The organism is Streptomyces sp. RKAG293 (assembly GCF_023701745.1).
In the GTDB taxonomy this organism is placed as follows: domain Bacteria; phylum Actinomycetota; class Actinomycetes; order Streptomycetales; family Streptomycetaceae; genus Actinacidiphila.
The window spans coordinates 8791998-8814388 of record NZ_JAJOZB010000001.1; the positions used below are offsets into that span (position 1 = coordinate 8791998).

23 protein-coding genes are annotated in these 22391 nt (G+C 70.1%); 12 read left to right on the forward strand and 11 right to left on the reverse strand.

All coding sequences use genetic code 11. The annotated features are described in order from the left end of the window. Positions 1-60: 60 nt before the first annotated feature. The 3 genes from LNW72_RS38820 to LNW72_RS38830 all read left to right on the forward strand — a co-directional run bounded on the left by LNW72_RS38820 (position 61) and on the right by LNW72_RS38830 (position 3918). Positions 61-2472 (forward strand): transketolase C-terminal domain-containing protein, encoded by a 2412-nt coding sequence (locus tag LNW72_RS38820; RefSeq protein WP_250979724.1) that lies wholly within the window; start codon positions 61-63, stop codon positions 2470-2472. 188 nt (positions 2473-2660) lie between these two features. After that, on the forward strand, positions 2661-3098 hold the full coding sequence (locus LNW72_RS38825) for a cytidine deaminase (protein WP_250979725.1): 438 nt from the start codon (positions 2661-2663) through the stop codon (positions 3096-3098). 307 nt (positions 3099-3405) lie between these two features. Beyond that, the gene (locus tag LNW72_RS38830; protein WP_250979726.1) at positions 3406-3918 is read left to right on the forward strand and encodes an RICIN domain-containing protein; all 513 of its coding nucleotides are present in this window, start codon (positions 3406-3408) and stop codon (positions 3916-3918) included. Positions 3919-4017: 99 nt separating this feature from the next. On the opposite strand, the gene LNW72_RS38835 is transcribed toward LNW72_RS38830, so the two are convergent. The 3 genes from LNW72_RS38835 to LNW72_RS38845 form a co-directional block, all read right to left on the reverse strand. Next, complete coding sequence (locus LNW72_RS38835) at positions 4018-4437, reverse strand: dihydrofolate reductase family protein (RefSeq protein ID WP_250979727.1); 420 nt, start codon at positions 4435-4437, stop codon at positions 4018-4020. Positions 4438-4540: 103 nt separating this feature from the next. After that, a complete protein-coding gene (locus LNW72_RS38840; protein ID WP_250980473.1) occupies positions 4541-5341 on the reverse strand; it encodes an MIP/aquaporin family protein in 801 nt (266 codons plus the stop codon). A 92-nt stretch (positions 5342-5433) separates the two neighbouring features. Then, complete coding sequence (locus LNW72_RS38845) at positions 5434-5748, reverse strand: metalloregulator ArsR/SmtB family transcription factor (protein ID WP_250979728.1); 315 nt, start codon at positions 5746-5748, stop codon at positions 5434-5436. Between the two features lie 215 nt (positions 5749-5963). Here LNW72_RS38845 and LNW72_RS38850 point away from each other — a divergent pair, with 215 nt between their 5' ends. From LNW72_RS38850 to LNW72_RS38875, 6 genes are all read left to right on the forward strand, one after another. Then, positions 5964-6377, forward strand: a complete 414-nt coding sequence (locus LNW72_RS38850; RefSeq protein ID WP_250979729.1) for an arsenate reductase ArsC — start codon at positions 5964-5966, stop codon at positions 6375-6377. 291 nt (positions 6378-6668) lie between these two features. Next, positions 6669-7055, forward strand: a complete 387-nt coding sequence (locus LNW72_RS38855; protein WP_250979730.1) for a hypothetical protein — start codon at positions 6669-6671, stop codon at positions 7053-7055. A 324-nt stretch (positions 7056-7379) separates the two neighbouring features. Continuing rightward, positions 7380-7793, forward strand: coding sequence for a VOC family protein (locus tag LNW72_RS38860; RefSeq protein ID WP_250979731.1), 414 nt, complete (start codon positions 7380-7382; stop codon positions 7791-7793). Between the two features lie 274 nt (positions 7794-8067). After that, the gene (locus LNW72_RS41890; protein WP_250979732.1) at positions 8068-10206 is read left to right on the forward strand and encodes an MFS transporter; all 2139 of its coding nucleotides are present in this window, start codon (positions 8068-8070) and stop codon (positions 10204-10206) included. Between the two features lie 33 nt (positions 10207-10239). Beyond that, positions 10240-11331 (forward strand): IS630 family transposase, encoded by a 1092-nt coding sequence (locus LNW72_RS38870; protein WP_250973875.1) that lies wholly within the window; start codon positions 10240-10242, stop codon positions 11329-11331. A gap of 216 nt (positions 11332-11547) precedes the next feature. Continuing rightward, positions 11548-12201: a GNAT family N-acetyltransferase gene (locus LNW72_RS38875; RefSeq protein ID WP_250979733.1), complete on the forward strand. Its 654-nt coding sequence runs from the start codon at positions 11548-11550 to the stop codon at positions 12199-12201. 106 nt (positions 12202-12307) lie between these two features. On the opposite strand, the gene LNW72_RS38880 is transcribed toward LNW72_RS38875, so the two are convergent. The 3 genes from LNW72_RS38880 to LNW72_RS38890 all read right to left on the reverse strand — a co-directional run bounded on the left by LNW72_RS38880 (position 12308) and on the right by LNW72_RS38890 (position 13537). Continuing rightward, positions 12308-12757 carry a MarR family transcriptional regulator gene (locus LNW72_RS38880; RefSeq protein WP_250979734.1) on the reverse strand — a complete coding sequence of 150 codons (450 nt, stop codon included), beginning with the start codon at positions 12755-12757 and terminating at the stop codon, positions 12308-12310. Positions 12758-12818: 61 nt separating this feature from the next. Further along, positions 12819-13226, reverse strand: coding sequence for a nuclear transport factor 2 family protein (locus LNW72_RS38885; protein ID WP_250979735.1), 408 nt, complete (start codon positions 13224-13226; stop codon positions 12819-12821). Continuing rightward, entirely contained in the window at positions 13223-13537 is a 315-nt protein-coding gene (locus tag LNW72_RS38890) for a hypothetical protein (RefSeq protein ID WP_250979736.1), read from the reverse strand. Before LNW72_RS38890 ends, LNW72_RS38885 begins: the two co-directional genes overlap by 4 nt. Positions 13538-13589: 52 nt before the next feature. Between LNW72_RS38890 and LNW72_RS38895 the strand changes: the two genes are divergently transcribed. Continuing rightward, a complete protein-coding gene (locus LNW72_RS38895; protein WP_250979737.1) occupies positions 13590-14606 on the forward strand; it encodes a sigma-70 family RNA polymerase sigma factor in 1017 nt (338 codons plus the stop codon). A gap of 34 nt (positions 14607-14640) precedes the next feature. Here the strand turns inward: LNW72_RS38895 and LNW72_RS38900 are convergent, their stop codons facing one another. Together LNW72_RS38900 and LNW72_RS38905 are read right to left on the reverse strand one after the other, a co-directional pair. After that, on the reverse strand, positions 14641-15186 hold the full coding sequence (locus LNW72_RS38900; protein ID WP_250979738.1) for a GNAT family N-acetyltransferase: 546 nt from the start codon (positions 15184-15186) through the stop codon (positions 14641-14643). A 200-nt stretch (positions 15187-15386) separates the two neighbouring features. Then, a complete protein-coding gene (locus LNW72_RS38905; RefSeq protein WP_250979739.1) occupies positions 15387-17372 on the reverse strand; it encodes a protein-arginine deiminase domain-containing protein in 1986 nt (661 codons plus the stop codon). Positions 17373-17611: 239 nt separating this feature from the next. Here LNW72_RS38905 and LNW72_RS38910 point away from each other — a divergent pair, with 239 nt between their 5' ends. Next, positions 17612-17836, forward strand: coding sequence for a hypothetical protein (locus LNW72_RS38910; RefSeq protein ID WP_250979740.1), 225 nt, complete (start codon positions 17612-17614; stop codon positions 17834-17836). Between the two features lie 49 nt (positions 17837-17885). Here the strand turns inward: LNW72_RS38910 and LNW72_RS38915 are convergent, their stop codons facing one another. From LNW72_RS38915 to LNW72_RS38930, 3 genes are all read right to left on the reverse strand, one after another. Continuing rightward, complete coding sequence (locus tag LNW72_RS38915; protein ID WP_250979741.1) at positions 17886-19238, reverse strand: MFS transporter; 1353 nt, start codon at positions 19236-19238, stop codon at positions 17886-17888. A gap of 283 nt (positions 19239-19521) precedes the next feature. Then, positions 19522-20394 (reverse strand): pyridoxamine 5'-phosphate oxidase family protein, encoded by an 873-nt coding sequence (locus tag LNW72_RS38920; protein WP_374117383.1) that lies wholly within the window; start codon positions 20392-20394, stop codon positions 19522-19524. An 89-nt stretch (positions 20395-20483) separates the two neighbouring features. Next, on the reverse strand, positions 20484-20921 hold the full coding sequence (locus tag LNW72_RS38930; RefSeq protein ID WP_250979742.1) for a hypothetical protein: 438 nt from the start codon (positions 20919-20921) through the stop codon (positions 20484-20486). Positions 20922-21312: 391 nt separating this feature from the next. Between LNW72_RS38930 and LNW72_RS38935 the strand changes: the two genes are divergently transcribed. After that, the gene (locus LNW72_RS38935) at positions 21313-22386 is read left to right on the forward strand and encodes a PAS domain-containing protein (RefSeq protein ID WP_250979743.1); all 1074 of its coding nucleotides are present in this window, start codon (positions 21313-21315) and stop codon (positions 22384-22386) included. Positions 22387-22391 lie beyond the last annotated feature (5 nt).

The following is a 22391-nucleotide window of genomic DNA, read 5'->3' on the forward strand; positions in this document are numbered from 1 at the left end:
ATGATGACCGAACGCCCCCACCAGGCGAAGACCGGCAGAACCCCAGGAGGAATCTCCGCCATGACAACCGCCACTCCATTCGGGCACCGTGCCGAATCCCGCGGATCGGGCCCCTACGGCGTGCTGGGTGAGGTGGAGGACCGCCTGCTCTGGCTGTCGAGCTCGATCGTGCACCACGCCAACCGGGTGCGCCCCAACCCGTCAGGGCTCAAGGTCGGCGGCCACCAGGCGTCGTGCGCGTCCCTGGTGTCGATCATGACCGCGCTGTGGTTCCGCCATCTGCGCCCGCAGGACCAGGTGTCGGTGAAGCCGCACGCCTCGCCGGTGCTGCACGCCATCAACTACCTGCTCGGCGAGCTGCCGGAGGCGTATCTGCCGACGCTGCGGGAACTCGGCGGCCTGCAGAGCTACCCGAGCCGGTCCAAGGACCCCGACCCGGTCGACTACTCCACCGGATCGGTGGGCATCGGCGCGACCGCGACGATCTGGGGCGCGCTCGCCCGCCGCTACGTCCGCGACGGCGCGGACGCCGCGACCCGGACGGGTCCTGGCGACGCGGCGACGTCGGGAGCGGAGAGCGGGGCAGCGGCCGCGGCGGACGCCGGTTTCGCCGGCCGACAGTACGCGCTGGTGGGTGACGCCGAGTTGGACGAGGGAGCGGTGTGGGAGGCGGTGCTCGACCCGGCGGTGGCCGGACTCGGCGAGCTGGTGTGGATCGTCGACCTCAACCGGCAGTCGCTGGACCGCGTCGTGCCGCTGGCCACCGCGGACCGGCTGCGCGGGATGTTCGCGGCGGCCGGCTGGCAGGTACTGGAGGTCAAGTACGGACGGGTACTCGAGGAACTGTTCACCCGCCCCGGCGGCGACGCGCTGCGCGCCCGTCTGGACGCGATGACGAACGCCGAGTACCAGCGGCTGCTGCGCTGTGCGCCACAGGAACTGAGGCGCCGCCTGCCCGGTACGGGACCGGGTGCGGCCGGGATCGCCGAACTCCTCGCGGAACTGGCGGACGAGCAGCTCGTCGCGGCCGTCCGGAACCTCGGCGGCCACGACCTGGCCATGCTGGACTCCGCCCTGTCCGCGGTCGACGACAACCGGCCCACGGTGATCCTGGCGTACACCGTCAAGGGCTACGGCCTCCCGGTCCAGGGCCACCCGCAGAACCACTCCTCACTGCTCACCCAGGAGCAGATGGACCAGCTGGCCGAGCAGTTGGGTTGCGATACCGCCCGGCCCTGGGCGGACTTCGCGCCCGGCTCCGCAGCGGCGGAAGTGTGCGCCGAGACGGCCGAGCGGCTGCGCCGCGACGTCCCGGCGCTGCAGCCGCCGCCCGCGCTGCCCACCGACATCGGCCGCACCCCCACCGGCTCGGGCACCACCCAGGCGGCGCTCGGCCGCGCGCTGCTCGATCTGACCCGGCAGGCGCCCGAGGCCGCCGCACGGGTGGTGACGGTCAGCCCGGACGTCAGCTCCTCCACCAACCTGGGCGGTTGGGTGAACAAGGTCGGCGTGTGGTCGGTGGCCGAGCGCACGGACTGGTTCGCGGACGACCCGGAGACCATCCTGCACTGGCGGGAGAAGCCGACCGGCCAGCACATCGAGCTGGGTATCGCGGAGACGAACCTGGTCGGCCTGCTCGGCGAACTGGGCGCCACCTGGAGCCGCTGGGGCCGGCCGCTGCTGCCGATCGGCGTGCTCTACGACCCCTTCGTGCAGCGCGCCCTGGAACCGTGGTCGTTCGGCATCTACGCCGGTGGCCAGTCGATCCTGGTCGGCACGCCGTCCGGGGTGACGCTGGCGCCGGAGGGCGGCGCCCACCAGTCGATCACCACGCCGTCGGTGGGCCTCGAACAGCCCGGTTGCACGACCTGGGAACCGGCCTTCGCCATCGACGTCGAATGGACGCTGCTGGCGGCGCTGGCCCGGCTCGGCCGCCCGGACGGCGAGTCGGCGTACCTGCGGCTGTCCACCCGGTCCGTCGACCAGTCGCTGGCCGCTGTGCCCACCGATCCCGCCGCCCGGGAGCGCCGCCGCCGGCAGGTGGTGGCCGGCGCCTACCCGCTGCGGCGCGTCGCGGGCGCGGAGGTCACCATCGCGGCGATGGGCGCGATGGTGACCGAGGCACTGACCGCCGCGGACCGGCTCGCGGCGCAGGGCGTCGCCGCGGACGTCGTCTGTGTGACCAGCCCTGACCTGCTCTTCCGGGCGCTGGGTTCCCGTACCGGACAGGACCCGGACGCCGCCGGCTGGATCCTCGACCAGGCCTTCCCCCTCGCCCGTGCGACCCCCCTGGTCACCGTGCTGGACGGCCACCCGCACACCCTGGCGTTCCTGGCGACGATCCACCAGGTGCCGGTACGCACCCTGGGCGTGACCCGCTTCGGCCAGTCCGGCTCCCTGGAGGACGTCTACCGCTACCACGGGATCGACACCGACAGCATCATCCGGGCCGCGCTCGACCTCACCCGGTAGCGCGGGGGGCCGGGGGCACGGGGCCTGGGGGACTGGCCCACAGAGCCGCATGGGGGTGGCCATGGGCTTCCGGCGGTCACGGCCGTCTCCGGCGACCTTCGCCCTGTACAATGCTGATGCCGGCTCCGTACCATCGTCAGCCGTCGGCCCGGCCGACGTCGCCTGACACCGTATGAAGGCAGAGAAGAATGACCCCACAGACCGACCGCGTCGACCATGAACTGATCGAGGCCGCGGCGCACGTCGCGGCCACCCGCTGCCGGGGCGACAACCACACCATGGCCGCCGCGGCCCGCGCCCGGGACGGCCGGATCGTCACTGCGGTGAATGCGTATCACTTCACCGGCGGCCCCTGCGCAGAGCTGGTCGTCATCGGCGCCGCTGCCGCTCAGGGCGCCTACGACCTGGACACCATCGTCGCCGTGGGCGACCGCGACCGCGGGGTGGTGCCTCCCTGCGGCCGCTGCCGCCAGGTCCTGCTCGACTACTTCCCAGCCCTCAACGTCATCGTCGGCACCAGCGGCGGCCTCCGGACCATCCCCATCACCGACCTGCTTCCCGAGAGCTACGTCTGGTCGGACCACCAGCTCGACGCCGGGCAAAGCTCGCCACTCGGCACGGGCTGACGCCACGTCGCCTCCCGGCTCCTGGTGTGCCGACGGCGCGAAGGGTCTTCGCAGGCGAAGGCTTGCGGGGGCCCTTTCTGCGTTCCCGGGAAGCCTCCCTCGGGGGCGAGATGACGCCCTTGGCCGGTGTCGTGAATTGTTCGCTGGTGGCATCGATTCCGCTATCCATGGTGCTCTGTCCAAGAACGTCCAGGATCGTCCGAAAAGCTTCTCGACCCGGGGCGGAACATCCGAGAGCTTTGGGACCGGCAGCAAGGTTCGGCCCGTACCCACCACACCAGTGGCATCAGCGAAGGAGCACTTCATCATGGCGTGGAATCACGTCCAGCGCATGGCCGCTCTCGCGGTCGGCGTCGCCTCCCTCATCGGGGGCAGTCTCGTAGCGGCCGCACCGGCCGGCGCTCAGGTCAAGCCCGTCGGTCCGGCCGTCGCGTTGAGCGGTGGATACTTCGTCAACGTCGACAGCGGTAAGTGCCTGGACGCCGTGTGGAGCCATAGCAACGGCACTTCGGTGACGCAGTGGGACTGCTACGGCGGCGCGACTCAGCAGTGGAGCTGGAACGGCCAGGAGGTCGTGAACACCGACAGCGGCAAGTGTCTTGATGCCGTGTGGAGTCACAGCAACGGCACCGCCGTGACGCAGTGGGACTGCTATGGCGGCGCTACCCAACTCTGGACGCTGCGGCTGGTGAGCGGCGGATACGAGGTCGTCAACGTCGACAGTGGTAAGTGCCTGGACGCTGTGTGGAGCCACAGCAACGGCACCGTCGTGAACCAGTGGGACTGCTACGGAGGCGCCACCCAACTCTGGCACGGGTGACAACCTGAGCAGCGGCCGTCACCGGTCACCGACCGGTGACGGCCGCTGCGCGTCGCCCGACCCGGCCGCTGGGCGGACCGGCATCGGCCTCCGGCAGGCTCAGTTGATCACCCGATAGGACAGGTGGTGGGCCGACGGGGTGGACACGATGCCGACCTGCTCCAGCCGCAGCCGTTTCGCGTGGTGCGCCGGGAAGAGCCGCGTCCCGGCGCCGGGCACGATCGGCGAGAGGTGGATGCTCAGCAGGTCAACCAAGCCCTCGGCGAGGAACTCGCGACAGACGGCGCCGCCGCCCATGACGACGACGTCCTTCTCTCCTGCCGCCGCACGGGCCTGGTCCAGGGCGCTGTGCGGTCCGTCGGTGACGAAGGTGAAGCGGTCGCCGAGCCGCCATGTCTTCGGTGCCTGGTGGGTGATCACGAAGACGGGTGGTGGCGTGTTGCGGTCGGCGCCGTAGTCGATCGACTCGTTCCAGCTGTGCACCCGGGTGCGGCCGCCGCCGAGGTCCTCGAACGTCATCGTCTCCAGGCTGACCTGATTGGGCGCGCACTCCTACACCGGCCCACTCGTCGTGTTGATCGTCGTGGTGCCGCTGTTCGTTTGATGGTGGTGCGCCGTGCGGCTATTCAGCTCCCGCTGCGGCGGTGGCTGTCACGGCGGCGGTGGCTGCAGCGGCGGCGGTGCCGGTCCGGCCGAAGATGAGCGCGACCAGGGCCAGGCCCGCGACGGCGCCGGCGAGTTGGGCGCCGATGAAGCCGGGCACCGAGCCCGGGGCGATTCCGGCGAAGGTGTCGGTGAAGGCGCGCCCGATCGTCACCGCCGGGTTCGCGAAGGAGGTGGAGGAGGTGAACCAGTAAGCGGCGCCGATGTAGGCGGCGACCGCGACCGGTGCGAAGCGCAATCGGGCGGTGCGGGCCAGGCCGAAGATCAGCAGGATGAGTCCGGCGGTGGCGACGACCTCGCCCAGCAGGAGGTGTCCGCTCGAGCGGTCGTGCGTGGACCATTTCACGAGCGGTTCGCCGAACATCGCATCCGCAAGGATCGCCCCACCGATCGCCCCGACCGCCTGCGCGGGGAGGTATGCGGCGACCTCGCGGCCGGTCACACCTGGGCCACCGCGCCGTGTGTTCCACCACTCGGCGAGGGTGACTGCGGGATTGAAGTGGGCGCCGGAGACCGGGCCCAGGAGCAGGATCAGGATGCCGAGGCCGAAGACGGTGGCGGTGGAGTTGGCCAGCAGTTGCAGGCCGACGTCCTTGCTGAGCTGGGTGGCCTGGATGCCGGAACCGACCACGATGGCCACGAGGGCGGCGGTGCCGACCAGTTCGGCTGCTGCCCGGTGTGCCAGCGGGGCGCGGGGCGGCATGGCGCCGGGGGCGGGCCGGGGTCCGGGGTCGGCTATTGGCGACGATTCCGCCGTCATTTCGACGCCGGCATCGGTGGCGCTCAACCGGACTCCTAGGTGTGAGGGTGTTGGGTGATCGGGGTGATCGGGGTGATCAGGGGATCAGGGAATCAAGGGCAGGAGCGCTTGAGGTTGCCCTCGGCGGTGGCGCGAGCGGTGGTGGCGAGCTCGGCGAAGGAGCCGGCCAGGGCTTCGATGACGTCCGGGCGCAGCTTGTAGTACGTGAACCGGCCGCAGGGTTCGGTCTCGACGACGCCCGCGTCGCGCAGCACCTTGAGGTGATTGGAGAGGTTGGTCTGTCTGGCACCGGTCTCCTCCACCAGATGTGTGGTGCACAGGGTCTCGTGGGCGAGAAGGGTCACGATCTGCATCCTGAGCGGGTCGGCGAGAACCCGCATCAGATCAGTGTCGACTGACGTCAGCATGTGCTGATACTGTCACATCAGTGGGCGCTGATGCCAGCGTCCGCCCGGCTCGTGGCCCTGAAGGGATCGCCGCAGAGGCGGCCTTGCGGCAGCACCCGGAGGTGCTGGGCGAACGCTTCGCTCGACGTGCGTGCCGCAGCCGTGCAGCCGAGCTTGCCGAGTTCCTCGCCACCTCCTGGCCCTCGCTGCTCGCCGACAGAAGGAACGAGAGCACCGTGTCCGACAAGCCTTCCGTCCTGTTCGTCTGTGTTCACAACGCCGGCCGCTCCCAGATGGCCGCCGCGTGGCTGACCCACCTGGCCGGCGACCGCGTCGAGGTCCGCTCCGCCGGCTCCGCTCCCGGTGCCCAGGTGAACCCGTCCGCCGTGGAGGCGATGCGCGAAGTCGGCATCGACATCTCCGCCGAGATCCCCAAGGTCCTCACCGTCGAGTCCGTCCAGGCGTCCGACGTGTGCATCACGATGGGCTGCGGCGACGTCTGCCCGGTGATCCCCGGCAAGCGGTACCTGGACTGGACGTTGGACGACCCGGCCGGCCAGGGCGTCGAGGGCGTTCGTCCGATCCGCGACGAGATCAAGGCCCGCATCGAGGACCTGATCGCTGACATCGCCCCTGCGCCCGGCCCATGAGGATCGTCCCCAGAGCCGAGCACGGTCGGTACGGATCTCCGGGGAAGCGGTGGGCAGGAGGACCGCGCCCTTCGCGTACCGCGCGGCGACCACACCGGGCAAACGCCATCGCACGATCTGTCAGGACGATGGCGGAGGGGAGTGGAAGGCGTTGGCCGCAGACCGCTCCCTGACGATGCTGCCGGGTTCGCAGGCCGTGCGATGACGCTCGGCAGGCTCAGGCCGGAGACAAGCTCAGGTCGGAGACCTGGTCCGCTCCTCCTGCCGTGCGCCGTGAGGCATGATCTTCCGATGGACACTCACGATGTGCAGTACTGGGCCTGCTTCACGGACCCTGACGCAGCGCCCGGCTCGGACGAGAACGAGACGGAGATGCGGGTGGAGAGTTGGGGCGCGGATGGTATGGCTCTTGTTCTGGACCAGGAGGAGGGCCGGCTGGTCTCCGCCAGGGAGCGCCCCGGCTTCCTGCGGGTGGAGCGGCGCGACGCGCCGCAGGTGCGCGGTGTGATTCCGGGCGGCGGCTGGAAGCTGGGACAGAAGGACGGCCTGTCCCTGGGCACGGCAGTGGTCGCGTTCCTGGTGTACGACGGCTATGTCCGGCCCATCACCGGCCTGCCGCCGGCGGGAACGGGGAAGGTCTCGCGGGAGACCCATCAGCTGGTTCAGCACAGGGAGTAGCTCAGGGAGTAGCTCAGGCCCGGTCCCACTGTCCGGCGAAGTCCGGGCCAGGCGGTGAATCCGGCCGTTCCACCGTCCGCCGCGCGGCGCGGCCGGGTCCATGAGGGCGCGCACTGGTGGCCTTGCCCGGCCTCTGACCGGGTACTAGGGTCGGCCGGGTGACTGCCGGGTCGGCCCTGAGCCATACACGAGTGAGGCCCCCGGCTTCGCCCTGAGCACCACGCGGGCACGAGGCCCGCCCTGCCCTCTCCCTGTCTTCATTTCCGGGGCCCTCACACGGCGCCCCGTCTCAGCGGAACCCAAGACTCGGAGAGGCACAACAGAATGTCGCACGACCAGCACCAGTCACCCGTCACCGTCGTTCAGCTCAACCACACCGCCGTATACGCCACGGACCGGCAGCTGTCGGCCGAGTTCATCGCCGAGATCCTTGGCCTGAAGGTCAGCGCCCCGCTGGGGCCGTTCCTGCCCGTCGACCTCGGCAACGGCGTGACGCTCGACTACTGCGCGAAGCGCGACGAACCGATCCAGTCGCAGCACTACGCGTTCCTCGTGCCCGACGATCAGTTCGACGCCATGATCGCGCGCCTGAAGGCGATCGGGGTCACCTACTACGCCAACCCCAACCACACCGACCCGGGCCGGATCAACCGTCTCTTCGGCGGCCGCGGCGCGTACTTCGCCGACCCGGACGGCCACAACATGGAGATCATGACCCGGCCCTACGCCGGGCGTTGAATCAGCTGCGTCAGAGAGGTGACTGGCCCTCAGGTGCCGGGAAGGCCTCCCTGGTCAGGGGAGTAGTCGGGGGAGTGGTCGGGCGGCGCGTCCGTCGTCGGTGAGTCCGGGGCGGGTCCGGTGGCCGGGGAAGTCGAGGCGGCGGCGGGTGAAGGCAAGACGGCTTCAATGGGCAGGCTGCCTGTTAATATTTGTCAGGTAGCCTGCTCATTCACGCTGAGGTTCCGCTCAGCGGGCCACCCCGTCGCAGAGGTCCTGGAGGAAGGAGCCGCGCGTGTCCCGAGCCGGTGACACCCACGTTCCAGGGCGGACGACCCAGGTCGGCCCGCCCCGCGACAATCCCTTCGGACCCCGCTTTGTGGCGCCGCTGTACGTGGGGGCGTCGCTCAACCCGGTCAACAGCTCGATCATCGCGACGGCGCTGGTCGCCATCGCCGCGGCCCTGCACCTTGCCGTCGGGGACACCGCGATCCTGATCTCCTGTCTCTACCTCACCAGTGCGCTGGCCCAGCCCGCCGCCGGACGCCTCGCCGAGGAGTTCGGGCCCCGGCGGGTCTTCGTCGCCGGCATCGTGCTGGTGTTCACGGCCGGGATCGTCGGCTCGCTGGCCCACTCGCTGGCCGCGCTGATCGTGGCCCGAGTGCTGATCGGCGCGGGCACCTCGGCGGGATATCCGGCGGCGATGCTGCTGATCCGCCGCCGCGCCGAACAGGCCGGACACGAGGCCCCGCCGCGCGGGGTGCTCGGCGGACTGTCGATCACCGGCGCCGCCACCGTCGCGGTCGGTCCCGCCCTCGGCGGGCTGCTGGTCGCCTGGGCGGGCTGGCGGAGTGCCTTCTGGATCAACATTCCGGTCGCGGCCATCACCCTGATCCTGGTGCTGACCGGGATCGCCCGGGACCCCGACCCCGTGCGCCCCGGCTCGCCGCGCGCTCTCGCCTCCCGCATCGACCTGCTCGGCATGCTGGGGTTCGGCGGCTCGCTCGCCGCCTTGATGATCTTTCTCTCCGCGCTGCCGCGCCTGGACCGGCCCGCGCTCGCCGCCGCCCTCGTCCTCGCCGCGGCACTGGTCGCCTGGGAGCTGCGGGCCGCCCACCCCTTCCTCGACGTTCGCCTGCTGGTCTCGAACGGAGCTCTGACCCGCACCTACCTGCGCAACGGCCTGACGCTGATGGGCACGTACGTGATCCTGTACGGGCTCACCCAGTGGCTACAGGTGGCCCGCGGGCTGTCCGCGTACCAGGCCGGTCTTGCGCTGATGCCGATGGGCGTCCTGACCGCAGTGACCGCCCGGGTGGTGTCACGGCGGACGGGGGTGCGGCTGCCGCTGATCCTCTGTGCGGTACTGCTGCTCGTCGGCGCGGTGGCCGTGCTGTTCATCGGCAGCGGTACACCGATGGTGGCGGTCATCTGTGTCAGCGCGGTGTTCGGCCTGACGTCCGGTGCCGGGACGGTCGCCAACCAGACCGTGCTGTATCAGGAAGCCCCCGCCGCCACGCTCGGCACCGCCTCCGGACTGCTGCGCACCTTCGGCTACCTCGGAGCCATCGCCTCCGCGGCGATCACCGGCGCCGCCTTCCACAGCAGCGTGAACGACAGCGGCCTGCACCTCATCGCGTGGGTCCTGGTCGTGATCTCCGCACTCGTTCTGATCCTGACCGTCCTCGACCGCCGGTTGGCCAAGGCCGACCGGCGGCACGCGAACTCACACCGCGCCGGCGGGGCTGGCGACCCGGCCCGGTGCACCGCCACAGCAACCACCGAATCCACTGAGAGGCGATCCACCGACATGACCACCGGTACGCACATCACCGCCACCATCGACCCGGCCCGCACCGCGCTGCTGCTGATGGACTTTCAGCCCGTCACTCTGGGCGCCGTGCCCGACTCGGAGGGCGTGCTGGCTCGCGCCCGAGAAGCACTGGCCTGGGCCCGCGCCCATGGCACGCAGGTCGTGTTCGTGCGTGTCGCGCTGACCGCGGCGGACGCCGCCGCCGTACCCGCGCACAACACGACGTTCTCCCAGGTCGCCGCAGCCGGGTACCTGGCGGACGGCACCCCCGCGACGGCGGTGCACGAATCCCTCGCGGTCCAGGACCACGACTTGACGGTGCGCAAGATACGGGTCGGCGCCTTCGCCAGCGACACCGATCTCCGCGCCGAGCTGCGCGCCCGCAAGGTCGACACCTTGGTCCTCGCCGGGATCTCCACCAGCGGCGTGGTGCTGACGACACTCCGGCAGGCGGCTGACGAGGACTACCGTCTGTTCGTCCTGGCCGACGCCACCGCTGACCCCGACCCGGAAGTGCACCAAGTGCTCATGGAGAAGGTCTTCCCGCGCCAGGCCGAGGTCGTCACCACCGCTGACCTCGCCGCGCTGAGCCGGGCCGAAGAACCGACGGCACGGCCCTAGTGACCTGAGTCGGAGGTTTGGCGTTAGTTCGGTATGAGCCGTCCGGGTCCGAAGATTCCGCCGTTGTTACTGACTGAGCCCCAGCGGGCCGTGCTGGAGGGCTGGGTGCGTCGGCGCACAACCGCGCAAGCGTTGGCTCAACGGTCGCGGATCGTGCTGGAGTGCGCGGACGGTCACTCGATCATGGAGGTGTCCCGTCGTCTGCGGATCGCTCCGGACACGGTCCGCACCTGGCGGCGGCGCTTCCTGGAGAACGGCTTGGACGGCCTGTGTGACGAGCCCAGGCCGGGTGTCCCGCGGAAGATTACCGACGCGGATGTGGAACGAGTGATCGTCAGGACGCTCGAGGAGACGCCGAAGAACGCAACGCACTGGTCGACCCGTTCCATGGCCGCAGCCACGGGCATGTCGCAGTCGACGGTCTCAAGGATCTGGCGGGCGTTCGCCCTGGCCCCGCACCGCTCGCAGACCTTCAAGCTTTCGACGGACCCGTTCTTCATCGACAAGGTCCGCGATGTCGTCGGCCTCTATCTCGATCCGCCGGAGAAGGCCCTGGTCCTCTGCGTGGACGAGAAGTCGCAGATCCAGGCCCTGGACCGGTCACAACCGGTGCTGCCGATGATGCCCGGCGTTCCAGAACGCCGCAGCCACGACTACATTCGCGCCGGCACCACGACGCTCTTCGCGGCACTCGAGGTCGCGACCGGCAAGGTGATCGGATCACTGCACCGCCGCCACCGGGCCATCGAGTTCAAGAAGTTCCTGGCCAAGCTCGACAAGGAAGTCCCGGCCGGGCTCCAGGTGCATCTGATCCTCGACAACTACGCGACCCACAAAACACCCGAGATCAAGAAGTGGCTGCTGGCCCACCCGCGCTTCCACCTGCACTTCACACCCACAAGTGCGTCGTGGCTGAACCTGGTCGAGCGGTGGTTCGCCGAGCTCACACAGAAGAAACTCAAGCGCGGAGTCCACCGCTCCGTCCAAGCCCTCGAACGCGACGTCCGAACCTGGCTGGCCGACTGGAACGACCAACCCCGGCCCTTCATTTGGACGAAGACCGCTGACGAGATCCTCGACAAGGTCGCCGCCTACTGCCACCGAATCTCTGACTCAGGTCACTAGGCGGACTGCTCTGAGTTCAGCGTTCTGCCGGGCCGTGATCGCCCGGCGTCGATGAACCACAAACCGTGATCTGAAGTCGGAAAGGTCCCAGTGGCGACCGGCGGGAAGCGCTCGTGCTCCTTGCCCGGTCAGCCCGCTCCTCTGGTCAAATCCCACCCTCGTTGCGTAAGGTTCAGTGTGTACTATGAACCATTACAATTCAGGGGGCGGGCGGCGATGCCGGACATCAGGATCAGTGAACTCGTGCGGATGTGGATCGACGGCTGGGTCGTCTCCCGTGGCAGCTCGGATCCGATCGACGAGCCGTGGGGGTGGACGATCGACGTCGGTCAGCCGAAGCACGTCGCCCGGCACGTGCTGCCGGAGCCCTCCGAGGGCGATGTGCGCAAGATCGTCGCCGCGACGAGCGCGCCCGGGACGTGGCTGAAGCTGTTCGCCGAGGAGCAGGCGGTCCTGCCCTGGGTCGGGCCGGGCTGGCGGTGTGGCATTGCCGGTTTTCTGATGACCTGTCACCTGGCACCGGAGCGCCCTGAGGTGCCGGCCGGTTACACGCTCACCAGGTGGACCAGGGGCGGCATCAGCCGAGTGCTGGTCCGCACGCGCGCCGGGCACTTCGCCGCCCGTGGACAGATCGCTCATGTGGGCGCCCATGTCGTGGTCGACCAGGTCGAGACCGCCGCCGAGCACCAGCGCAAGGGCCTCGGCGGCCTGGTGATGCGCACGCTGCAGAGCACCGCGTACGAAGCCGGTGCAAGGACCGGCCTCCTGGTCGGCACGCCCGAGGGTCGGGCGCTCTACTCCTCGCTGGGCTGGACCATGCGCTCCCCGATGACGAGCCTCTGGTACGAGCCTTCGGATGCCGCACGGTGAGCTGAACAAGACACCACCGGCCCACCTCACCCGGCTCCACCTACGCGGCACCACACTGTGCTCCGCAGCCTCCAGCCCACCACGCGATCCGAACCCAGAACACTCCCTAGAGCTCGGAGTCCGCCATGCGGTTCATGATCTCGGCGGCCTTCTCGAGCGTGCGGCGCTCGGTGGCCTTGAGCGTGGACCCGATTACGCCGGCCAGCCACGCCTCACGTGCCGCCGGAATCCGCTCGGTCAGCGCCCGCCCGGCCGGGGTCGCGCTGAGCAGCGACTTGCGCCCGTCGTTCGGATCCTTCGCTCTGGTGACCAGCCCACCCGCGCGCAGTACGGCCACGATCTCCGCCATCGACTGCCGCCGCACGTGCTCGGCCTGGGCGAGCGCGCTCGTGGTCACCGGACCGTGCTTCACCATCCGGTGCAGCGTGGTCAGATGCGACCAGTTCCACGGCAGGTCGTCGATCGGGGCCTCGGTGCGCAGCCGCGCCCGTAGCCGCGTCATCGCCCGCATCAGCTCGACGGCGGTGTCCTCGGACGAAAGCGGTTCGCTGTTCACCGGACCAGAATAGGTCAGGCCACAGACGCCCTGGCCAGGGACAGGATCCCGTACTTGAGACTCAGGTCGCCGCCTGACGTGGCGCCTGACGTGGCGCCGGGTGTGCCGCCTGACGTGCCGCCTCGAACGGTGTCCGGTCGAAGAGGAACCGACTGTAGGTGATCTTGCCGTCCTGCACGGTGACGCATTCGGCGCCCGGAGCGTGCTTCACCGGGACCGTCTCGGTGTCATACATGATCAGCGCGGTCTCGCCGTCGCCGAAGGCCGCAATCATTTCCGCGCTGATGAGCATCTGCACGAACGGGCCCATGAAGGCGCGGTACGCCGCGGCGCCCTCGATGCGCCCGGCCGGCGCGTCGCAAATGATGTCGTCGGCGATGTACGTCATGGCGCGTTCGAAGTCCTTGCCGGTCCAGGCGTCGTGGTACGCCAGCGCGGTCTTGAGTGCTGGGCTGGGGTGGTCGGTCATCGTCGTTCCTCTCCGGTCACGAAGTCGCGCGCCTCCTGGAGATACGCGACGCCGGCCTGTTCGTCGGCTGGGGTGAGGCGGACCCATTGCCGCATGGGGTGTCCACCGCGCGGATCGCAGGCATGCCCCGCGCCGGCGGCGATGAGCTCGGTGACCCGCACGGCGGGAAGTTTGACGACGAGGTCATGCCGGGTGGTGAACGCATAGAACCGTCCGGCCGCCTTGAGGCCCGGGCTCTGCAGCATGCGGCCCAGCTCGTCGCCCGGGTGCAGTTCGAGCAACCGTTCGAGTGCCTGTTCCAAAGTACCCATATGTGTTGAGACACCGCTGCCACCTCCAACGGAACGGTGCAAGGATGCGATCATGACCGAGGACACCCTGGCCAGCGCCCAGGCCGGCGATCCGGAGGCGTTCGGAACGCTCACCGACCCGTACCGCGGCGAGCTGCAACTGCACTGCTACCGGATGCTCGGCTCGCTCACCGACGCCGAAGACATGCTGCAGGAGACGCTGCTGGCGGCCTGGCGCGGCCTCGAAGGCTTCGAGGGCCGGGCGTCGCTACGGGCCTGGCTGTATCGCATCGCCACCAACCGATGCCTCAACGCGCTCCGCGACGCGGGGCGACGCACCCCACCCACGCCGGTCCCACCGTTCGAGCCGACCGAACCCACCCGCCGCGGCGAAACCACCTGGCTCCAGCCGTACCCGGACACGTTGCTCGAACGGATTCCCGACGCCGGCTCCCGGCCGGAGGCGCGCTACCAGAGCAAGGAGGCGGTGGAACTCGCGTTCGTCGCCGCGCTCCAACAGCTGCCGCCCCGCCAGACGGCCACGCTGGTGCTGCGCGACGTGCTCGGCTACTCCACGGCAGAGGTCGCCGACATGCTGGACACGACCGGGACCGCCGTCAAAGGCGTCCTGCAACGCGCCCGCGCCCGCCTCGACGAACACCGCCGCTCCGTGACCACCGTTCGGCCCGGCTCCGCCCAGGAACGCGAGCTCACCCGGCGCTTCGCCGAGGCATTCACCGCCGACGACATCGACGGGGTCGTCGCTCTGCTCACCGACGACGCGTGGCTGACGATGCCGCCGGCACCGCATGAGTACCGAGGTGCGGCGGCGATCGCCGCGTTCCTCCGGACCGGTGCGGCCTGGCGTGACGGTCGCCGGTTCCTGCTCGTACCCACCCGGGCCAACACCCAGCCCGCGTTCGGCTGCTACCTCCCCGACACTTCCGAGCCGATCGCGTACCCGGCCGGGCTGATCGTGCTCACCATGGGACATGACCGCATCCTCGCCGTCACCAGGTTCCTCGACAACGAGCTGCTGCCCCGATTCGGGCTCCCCGAGAAGGTCACCCTGCCCGCCCAGGCGCGGTAAGAGGGGACCCCCTGCACTGCCGCAGATCGAATGGTCACGCAGGCGCGGCATAGCAATGCACGGTCACCGTCTGCGTCGGACTCCACCGCTGATCGACGGTGGCCAGCAAGCTCCAGCCCAGGCGTTCGTACAAGGCCGCGGCCGACGTGTCGGAGGCCAGGACGTCGAGGACCGGGTGCAGCGCACGCTGGTGAGCGTCCTGCACCGCCCGCTCCATCAGCAGAGCGCCGATTCCGTGGCCACGAGCGGCAGGTGAGACGAACAACCGGCTGATCACAGCGGTGTCCTCGACGGACACGCCCTCGCGGCCGCTCCACAGGGCAGGTGCCGCATCTCCCGCCCCGCTGCGCGACAGGCCGATATGACCGACGACGTGTCCGTCCAGTTCCGCCACCCATGCCGCGAGCAGGGAAGGCTGCATCAGCCACTCACTGGGACGGTCAGGCCAGTTCGCCGGATAGCCGTCACTGGCATGGACCTCGGCGAGCACGCCGACGCAGTCATCGACATCGGATGCCTCGCGCCGCCGGATGCGGCAGGTCGGAGGTTCGTCGGCCGTAGGTACACCCTGTCGATTCACCGAAGCATGAAAGCACAACACGACGACGGGACCGGCCGATCGGCCCCCTCCGGCCTCGGACCGGATGCTGCCGGGCCGGGTGCTTCACGGCTTCGGGAGGTTCGGGAGCCGGTGCGACGACGCCGTTCCCGACCTCGGGCCGGACTGCCGCCGCCGCACCGGAGGGCGCTGCTTGCTGGGTGGGATCTACCCGCGGTCGGCTATGCGGAGTGCCGCCACCACCGCTGGTCGGTGGCGAAGACCGCGCGCAGGGTGTTGGTCGCGCAGTGGATCTCTCCTTCTGACACATGGGTGGAGAGCAGGTCGTCGACGTAGCGGACCGTGTAGCCGGTGGTGGCGAAGGCCTTGTCGATGGCCTCGGTGAAGACGTCCTTCCCGCCGATCAGCGGACCGAAGGGCTTCGGCGCGACGTATTCCCCGTTGTTCAGCACCAGACCGTTGACCGTGCCGGGGATCAACGCCACCGCCTGGTCCATGGCGCCGAGCCGGGCTTCGGCCGCGTCCCGGTCGGGACCCGGCTTCATGCCCCTGATTTCGCTCTGGAGCATCAGGTAGTCCATCGTGCGGGCAGTGAACAAGGCGGGGACCCGCACGATGTCGGCGTCGGTCAGACCCACCTCGCGCTTCAGTACGGCGACGTTGGCGTCGATCCTCTGCGCGCTGCGGTCGTTGACGTGCAGGAACTGCGGGTCGGCGAGGAACTGGTCGATGCTGCGCTGGTCGACGTGGTCGGTGTACCGCCAGTCCAGTGCGGGCAGCCCACCGTGCATGATCTGGCCCCCGTGCCCGGCCTTCTTCGCGTCCTGGAGAACCTTCATGCCGCTTCGCGGGTCGGCGACGATCGCGCGCCAGCCGAGGCGGCTGCCCGGGGCGGGCAGGAACTGGATGAACTCGTCGATGTGGCCGACCGACAGCCACGACGTGTCGAGCGACAGGGGCTTCTGCATGCTCTGCGAACGCAGGAAGGTGAGCATCTCCGTGGCGGGGCCCTTCTTGCCGTCGGAGGGGTCACCGCCGATGACGATGCGGCCCGCCGGGTAGCCCCGGTACGCGGGGACCGTCTCCAGGTTGCCCATCGAGTCGTACGTCGAGTCCTCGTCCGGGGTCGGCACGTGCGCGATGTGCACGGCGGCCACGTCGGGCCCGGCGAAGTCGGTGAACACGACACGGGAGGCGGCGTGCCGGTTCTCGTTGACGGAGGGGATCAGCACGCGCATCCCGTGCGGCTTGCCGCCGGAGCCGGGGATGGAGGCGTAGGCCGGCTCGAAGAGGTCCTGCATCCACTGGTCGCCGCCGGTGTCCACCCGGCGCAGCGGCGTGTCGAGTCCGTTCGCCTTCACGGCGGCGGCGAGGGCGTCGGTGAAGGGCTTGCCGGTCTCCGGATCCTGGTCGTCGGAGGCGAGCGCCTCCTGCAGACGCTGGGTGTTGAGCTGAGTGAGTACCGGGGCCTGCTGGAGGGCGACGGTGCGCGAGGAGGTCACGCCGTTCGCAGTGACGTCCAGTCGTACGGTGACGCGGCCGGCCCATACGGCGGAGTCACGGACGATGTCGCGCCCCTCGATGCCCAGTTCGACTCCTGCGCGCAGCTCGGCGGCGGTCAGCTTCGTGTCGGGGCCGACGACCTCCCAGCCCCTGGGCGCGGCACTCCTGGGGCGCTTGATGAACAGGCGCACGTGGTCGGCCCCGGCGCCCGGCACGGTGACGCGCCCGGTCGCGGAAGCGGGGGCCGCGGCCCAGGGTGCCGTATGGAGACGGGCCAGATCGGCCTCGTCCTGGGCGCCGTTGACCACCGTGTCGGCGGCGTCGTTGCACCCGGCCATGTCACGGTCGGCCTGATACTGCGCCAGCCGATGGGTCCGCTTCAACGCGGCGTACTTCCGCTCCGCCTCATCCTTCTTGGCGGGGTCCTTGGCCTCCTCACGCAGCGCCGCCTCCTGTACCCGGAAACTCTCGTTGTCGGCCTGCTCCCGACCGGCGGCACTGACCAGGAGCTCCTTGGAGCGGGCCTTGCAGACGCCGGCGTCATCGTCGACGTTGGCCAGGAAGAGCGCAGGCTGCCCGGGAGCCGTGGCGGTGTCGGTCCGGAGATCCGCCACAGGTGTGGCGGCGGAGGCGGGCATGGCGAGGCCCACCGTGCTGACGGTCAGTGCCCCCGCCAGAAACAGTTCGCGCGTTCGGAATCTCATCGCTGGGTGTCCCTCGGATCCGGTGCGAGGTCCCGCTGCCGGGCAGTGCCCGCTGCAGCTTCAGGGACCGTCTGAAGACATCAAGATCGCCAATACTTGTCAGTTTCCTGTGAACCGGAGGTCAGGGAATCGTCAGCGAGGACTTGCGGGACCCTTGCGCTGCTCACGCTCGCTCTGGCACGGACGCCAGCTGGGACCAGGCGTGGCACCGGCTGGACGGATGGAAACGCTGGCTGCCCGTGGCCGGCGCGACGCACTACAGCTTCTCCGACATCCCGCTCTTCCTGGACGAACTAGGCCTGCCTGGAGCGCAGTCGCAGCAGACCCTTCCCGGCGGCCGATCGCTGGACATCACGCGCGCGTACGTCGGAGCCTTCTTCGACCTGCAGCTGAAGCACACTCCGCAGCCGCTGCTGGACGGTCCGACGCCGACAGAACCGGAGGTCGTCTTCAACAACCCGTAACCGGATGGTGGAGCGGGTCGAGTCGAAGGCGGGGGCACCAACCGTGCCTTCAGGGACGGTGTGTTGCTCCGCCGGGCCGGGGGAGGGTGAGGGCCGCGGCGGCGGCCAGCAGGGCCGTGGCGACCGCAGCCCACCAGCCCTGGCGGAACGCGTCGAGCGTCGCGTCCGCTGTGGCGGGGGTTCCGAGGAGGGTGACCGTCAGCGCGACGCCCAGGACGGAACCGGTCTGGCGGGCCATCGTGGTGACGGCCGAGCCGGTCGCGAAGCGAGTGGGCGGCAGCGCCGTGGCGGCCGCGCCGACGAGGGTGGGGAGGGCGAAGCCGACGCCGATGCCGGTGAGCAGCATGCCGGGGAGGAGCCCGGTGGCGTAATGCGGGTCCGTGCTGAGCACGGTGGCCCACCAGGCGAGTCCGGCGCCGAACAGCAGGCAGCCGAGCGCGGCGGTACGGCCGGCACCGAGGCGGCGGACGACAGGACCGGAGCTGATGGCGAGGAGCGGGACGACCAGCGGGCCCGGTGCGATCGCCAGCCCCGTGCGGATCGGCGAGTACCCCCACACCTGCTGGCACCAGAGCACCGAAGTGAGCAGCATGGCCGCGAACGCGGCCGTGAAGAAAAGGGCCGCGACGGTCGCGGCGGCGAAGGCAGGGGTGCGCAGCATCGGCAACTCGACGATCGGAGCGGGGTGCCGGGCCGACCGCAGCACGAAGGCGCCGGTGAGGACGACCGTGGCGAGCAGGGAGCCGAGGACCCCGGGGGAACTCCAGCCCCAGGCGTTCGACTTGACCAGTCCGAGCGCCAGGGCTCCTATCGCGAGGGTGAGCAAGGCGGTACCCAGCAGGTCGGGGATGCGGCCCGCGCGGTCCGGGCGGGAGTCGGGCAGCAGCCGGGCGCCGGCCACCAGGCCGACCACTCCGACCGGGACGTTGACGAGGAACACCCAGCGCCAGTCGGCCTCGACGAGGAGACCTCCGACGACCGGCCCGAGGCCGGCGGCTATCCCGCCGATCGCGGCCCAGCTGCGGATGGCCCGCGGGCGCTGCTCCGGCGCGGTGTTGGCCAGCAGCAGTGCGAGCGATGTCGGCATCAGGGCGGCGGCTCCGGCGGCCTGCAGGACGCGGGCCGCGACCAGCCAACCGAGGTCGGGAGCGACTGCGCACAGCGCGGAGGCGAGGGTGAAGACGAAGAGGCCCAGCAGGAAGCCCCGGCGGTGCCCGTACCGGTCGGCGAGCCGGCCGGCGACGACGAGCAGGGCGGCGAAGACGATCGCGTACGCGTTGAGCACCCAGGACAGCGAAGCGAGCGAGCTGCCGTCGAAGGAGGCCCCCATCGCGGGGACCGCGACGTTCACGATGAACAGATCGAGGTTCGCGACGAAGACACCGGCCGAGACGATCCACACAGAGGCGCGCGATGAGGCGCGGGGGGAGGTCCGGGAGGCCACGGACAGGGGAGGGTTTGATTTTCCAACTATCACGGCGACAAGCTAGCGCTCGTGAGTTTGAATTGGCAACCCATTCGAGAACCGGTGCGCACCACCCGCGGCGGCCGGGTCGCGCTCCGGCTGGACGGCGCGCCTCGCGTCGCCTACGGACAGGCGGACAGAGCTGCGCCCCGGACGCCTGGGCGTGCCCGCTCTCAGTCACCGTGCCGAGGTGCTTGCTTGTAGGTCGTGCCTGGTGGAATCAGTGCTTCCGTACGACGCGCTCCGGCGTACCCGGCTTCCAGATCGTGACGTCCATGTGGCCGCCGCCGACCTCCACCGCTGACGCTCCGGTCACATCGGCCGCGTAGAAGCGGTCGAAGTCGCGTCCCCGGAGGTCGAGCCCGATGTTTTCGAACAGGTCATCGGCGAACCGCTGATGCAGCGCTTTGTCCTGGACGTCCTCGACCACACCCCACAGCTTCGCGTCACCGTCCTTGACCTCGGCGTCGACCGTCGCCGTATGCAGGCAGAAGCGCGGGTCGCGACCCAGGTCCCGGAACTTGGTGGTGTCCGGCATGCCGACGATCCACAACTGGTCTTCGAACACCCTCGGCTCGATGGGGCTGATCCGCGGGAATCCGTCCGAGCGGAGGGTGGCAAGCAGGCACAGGTTGCCGGTGGCGGCATGGCGGCGCGTGAAGATGCCGGCGATCCGCGGCGCGCCCTCGGTGAACTCTTTCCAGGTCGTCATGGTTGCGACGCTACGACAGCGCGAGCCGGAGCGCCGGGCAACACGGGAGCGGCCGCCGAAATCATCAGGGCGGCACTCCCCGGCGACCATGTGATCGTGGTCGGCGCCGAGTTCTCCGGCCCCGCCTGCGCCTGCGCCTGCGCCCTGACCGGTGGCGGCCTGCGTGTCACCGTGCTGCCTCGTTCCTGCACGGTGTCGGGCACGCCCTGTCCGGGGCCGCCCCGGTCGGAGGCGTGTCGCCACACGGATCAGGTCGGCGACTGTGCGCAGTCGGCTCTGTGGCGGCCAGGCGATCACCGTTGTCACGGGTGGAGCATCCAGAACCGGCACGGCGGCCAGATCCCTGCGCAGGTCGGCGCCGGCCGACTCGGGCACGATCACGGTGGTGCGGCCGAGTGCGATCAGCTGGAAGAGCTGAGTCAGGTTCCGTACCTCTGCCCCTGGTCCCTCCGGGTAGCTGCACGGTCGGGTCAACGGGATGTGCGGCGGGCGTGGACGGCCGAGGCCACCGCGAAGACGGCTGCGGCCACGAAGCCGAGCATCTGTAGCCAGCCGGCGGTGAAGTCCAGTGCGCGGTCCGGTTCGATCAGCCGGGATGCGAACTCGGGCGTGGCGAGTCCGCCGAAGACGAAGAAGGCGCTCATGGCGAGGATCAACAGCGGGGTGAACCGCCACCGGACCAGCGCCACCATCACGGCGAACGCGAGGTCGATGAACGGGCCGGGCCCGTCATAGCCGGGAGCTTCGTCGCCGATGGCGGCCAGGACCAGAGCCATGCAGGTGGCGATCAGGAACATCCGGTGGTGGCCGTGAGCCCGGCCGATCGCGGTCCAGGCCGCACCACCGCGTCGCGGTGGTCCCACGGAATCCGGCAACCGGTGATCGGTGGGCGGTGTCTGCGCTGTCACGAGACAGGCTCCTTCGCTGGTGGCGTGCGCACCATCCTCGGCGCGGTCACGGCCGGCGTCGTCGTACCGCGGGCGGCTTCGCGCCTACGCCCCTCGGCGTAGGGGGCCAACGTGCCCGGAACGGCGCGTTACTCGCGGTGAAGTCATCGGCCGGTGGAACTGGCGGGTTCTCGCCCGTCGCCGCGGCCGTCGCACGCACACCACCGGTACCGTCCAGAAAAGTGCTCTCCTGTCGGCGGGCAGCGGCCCTGTCCCGTAGCCCGCGCGTGGGAACGCCGGCGATGAGCCCGCAGCACCCGACGCGTGCCGGCGCCGGGCCTGCACGAGGGCGTTGAGTGGCGGGTGGCCGGCAGCGAACACGAGGTACCGATGACATATGGGGGAGTTGGGCATGTACGTAGAAGCGGATGACGGGCGGGGCCTATGGCAGCAGGGCAGTTGGGAGGAGCCGAGCCGGAAACCGCCGGTGCATCAGGACCGTTCGGAATTCGCGCGCTGGTTCGAGGCGATTGCCGTGTTCGCGCCGGCACCGGCGTTCATCCGGGACGGACAGGGCCGGTACCTGTGGGCCAACGCCGCCTACGCCCACCTGTACTGCATGGAGCCCGACGCTGTCGTCGGCAGGACCGTCGAGGAGATCGACACACCCGCCGACGCGGCGATGTTCCGCGCGCTCGACCGCGAGGTGCTCCTGTCCGGCCGTCCGGTCCGTCACACCCTCTCCTTCCGGCATCCCGACGGCCTGCCCCGCCAGGTGACCGGGCACCGCTTCGTGCTCGACGTCGGCTGCGGACCGCGCGTGGGCGGGATCTACCTGGACGTCACCGACCACACCCGGGTCCTGGAGGACAAGACCGTCGCCGACGAGGAACTGCACGCGTTGCGGGAGCGCTCGGGTCTCGCCGTCGTGGCACTGGACCTGAGCGGCCGGGTGCAGCGGGTCAGCGGTGGCGCGGCCCAGTTGCTGGGGAGCGGCCGCAGCGCGCTGGAGGGAAGCTGGGCCGCCGAGCATCTGGACGGCGGTCTCGACGTCGGCTCGGTGCGGGGCGTCTGGGCGGACCTCGTTGCGGGACGGACCTCCCGGTACAGCGGCTCGGTGGTCTGCCGTACGGCCTCCGGCGGGAACCGGGTGCTGCGTACCGACCTGGCGGTGGTCAGGCGCCAAGGGGCGCCCGACCACATCGCAGCCGTACTGACCGCGCTGAGCGCCGAGTTCCACGGAAGGCCGGGCCTGAGTCCGGTGCAACTGCGCGTGCTCACGTTGATGGCCGGAGGCAGCCCGAACACGGTCATAGCCTCCCACCTGGGATTGTCCCGGCAGGCGCTGGACTATCACCTGCGGCGGCTGCGCGGTGTGCTGGACGCCGCCTCCCGTCCGGCGATGGTGGCCCGCGCCTACGCCCTGGGCATTCTCGACGCCACCACCTGGCCGCCGCGGGCCGTCGACACTCTCTCTCAGCATTGACCAGG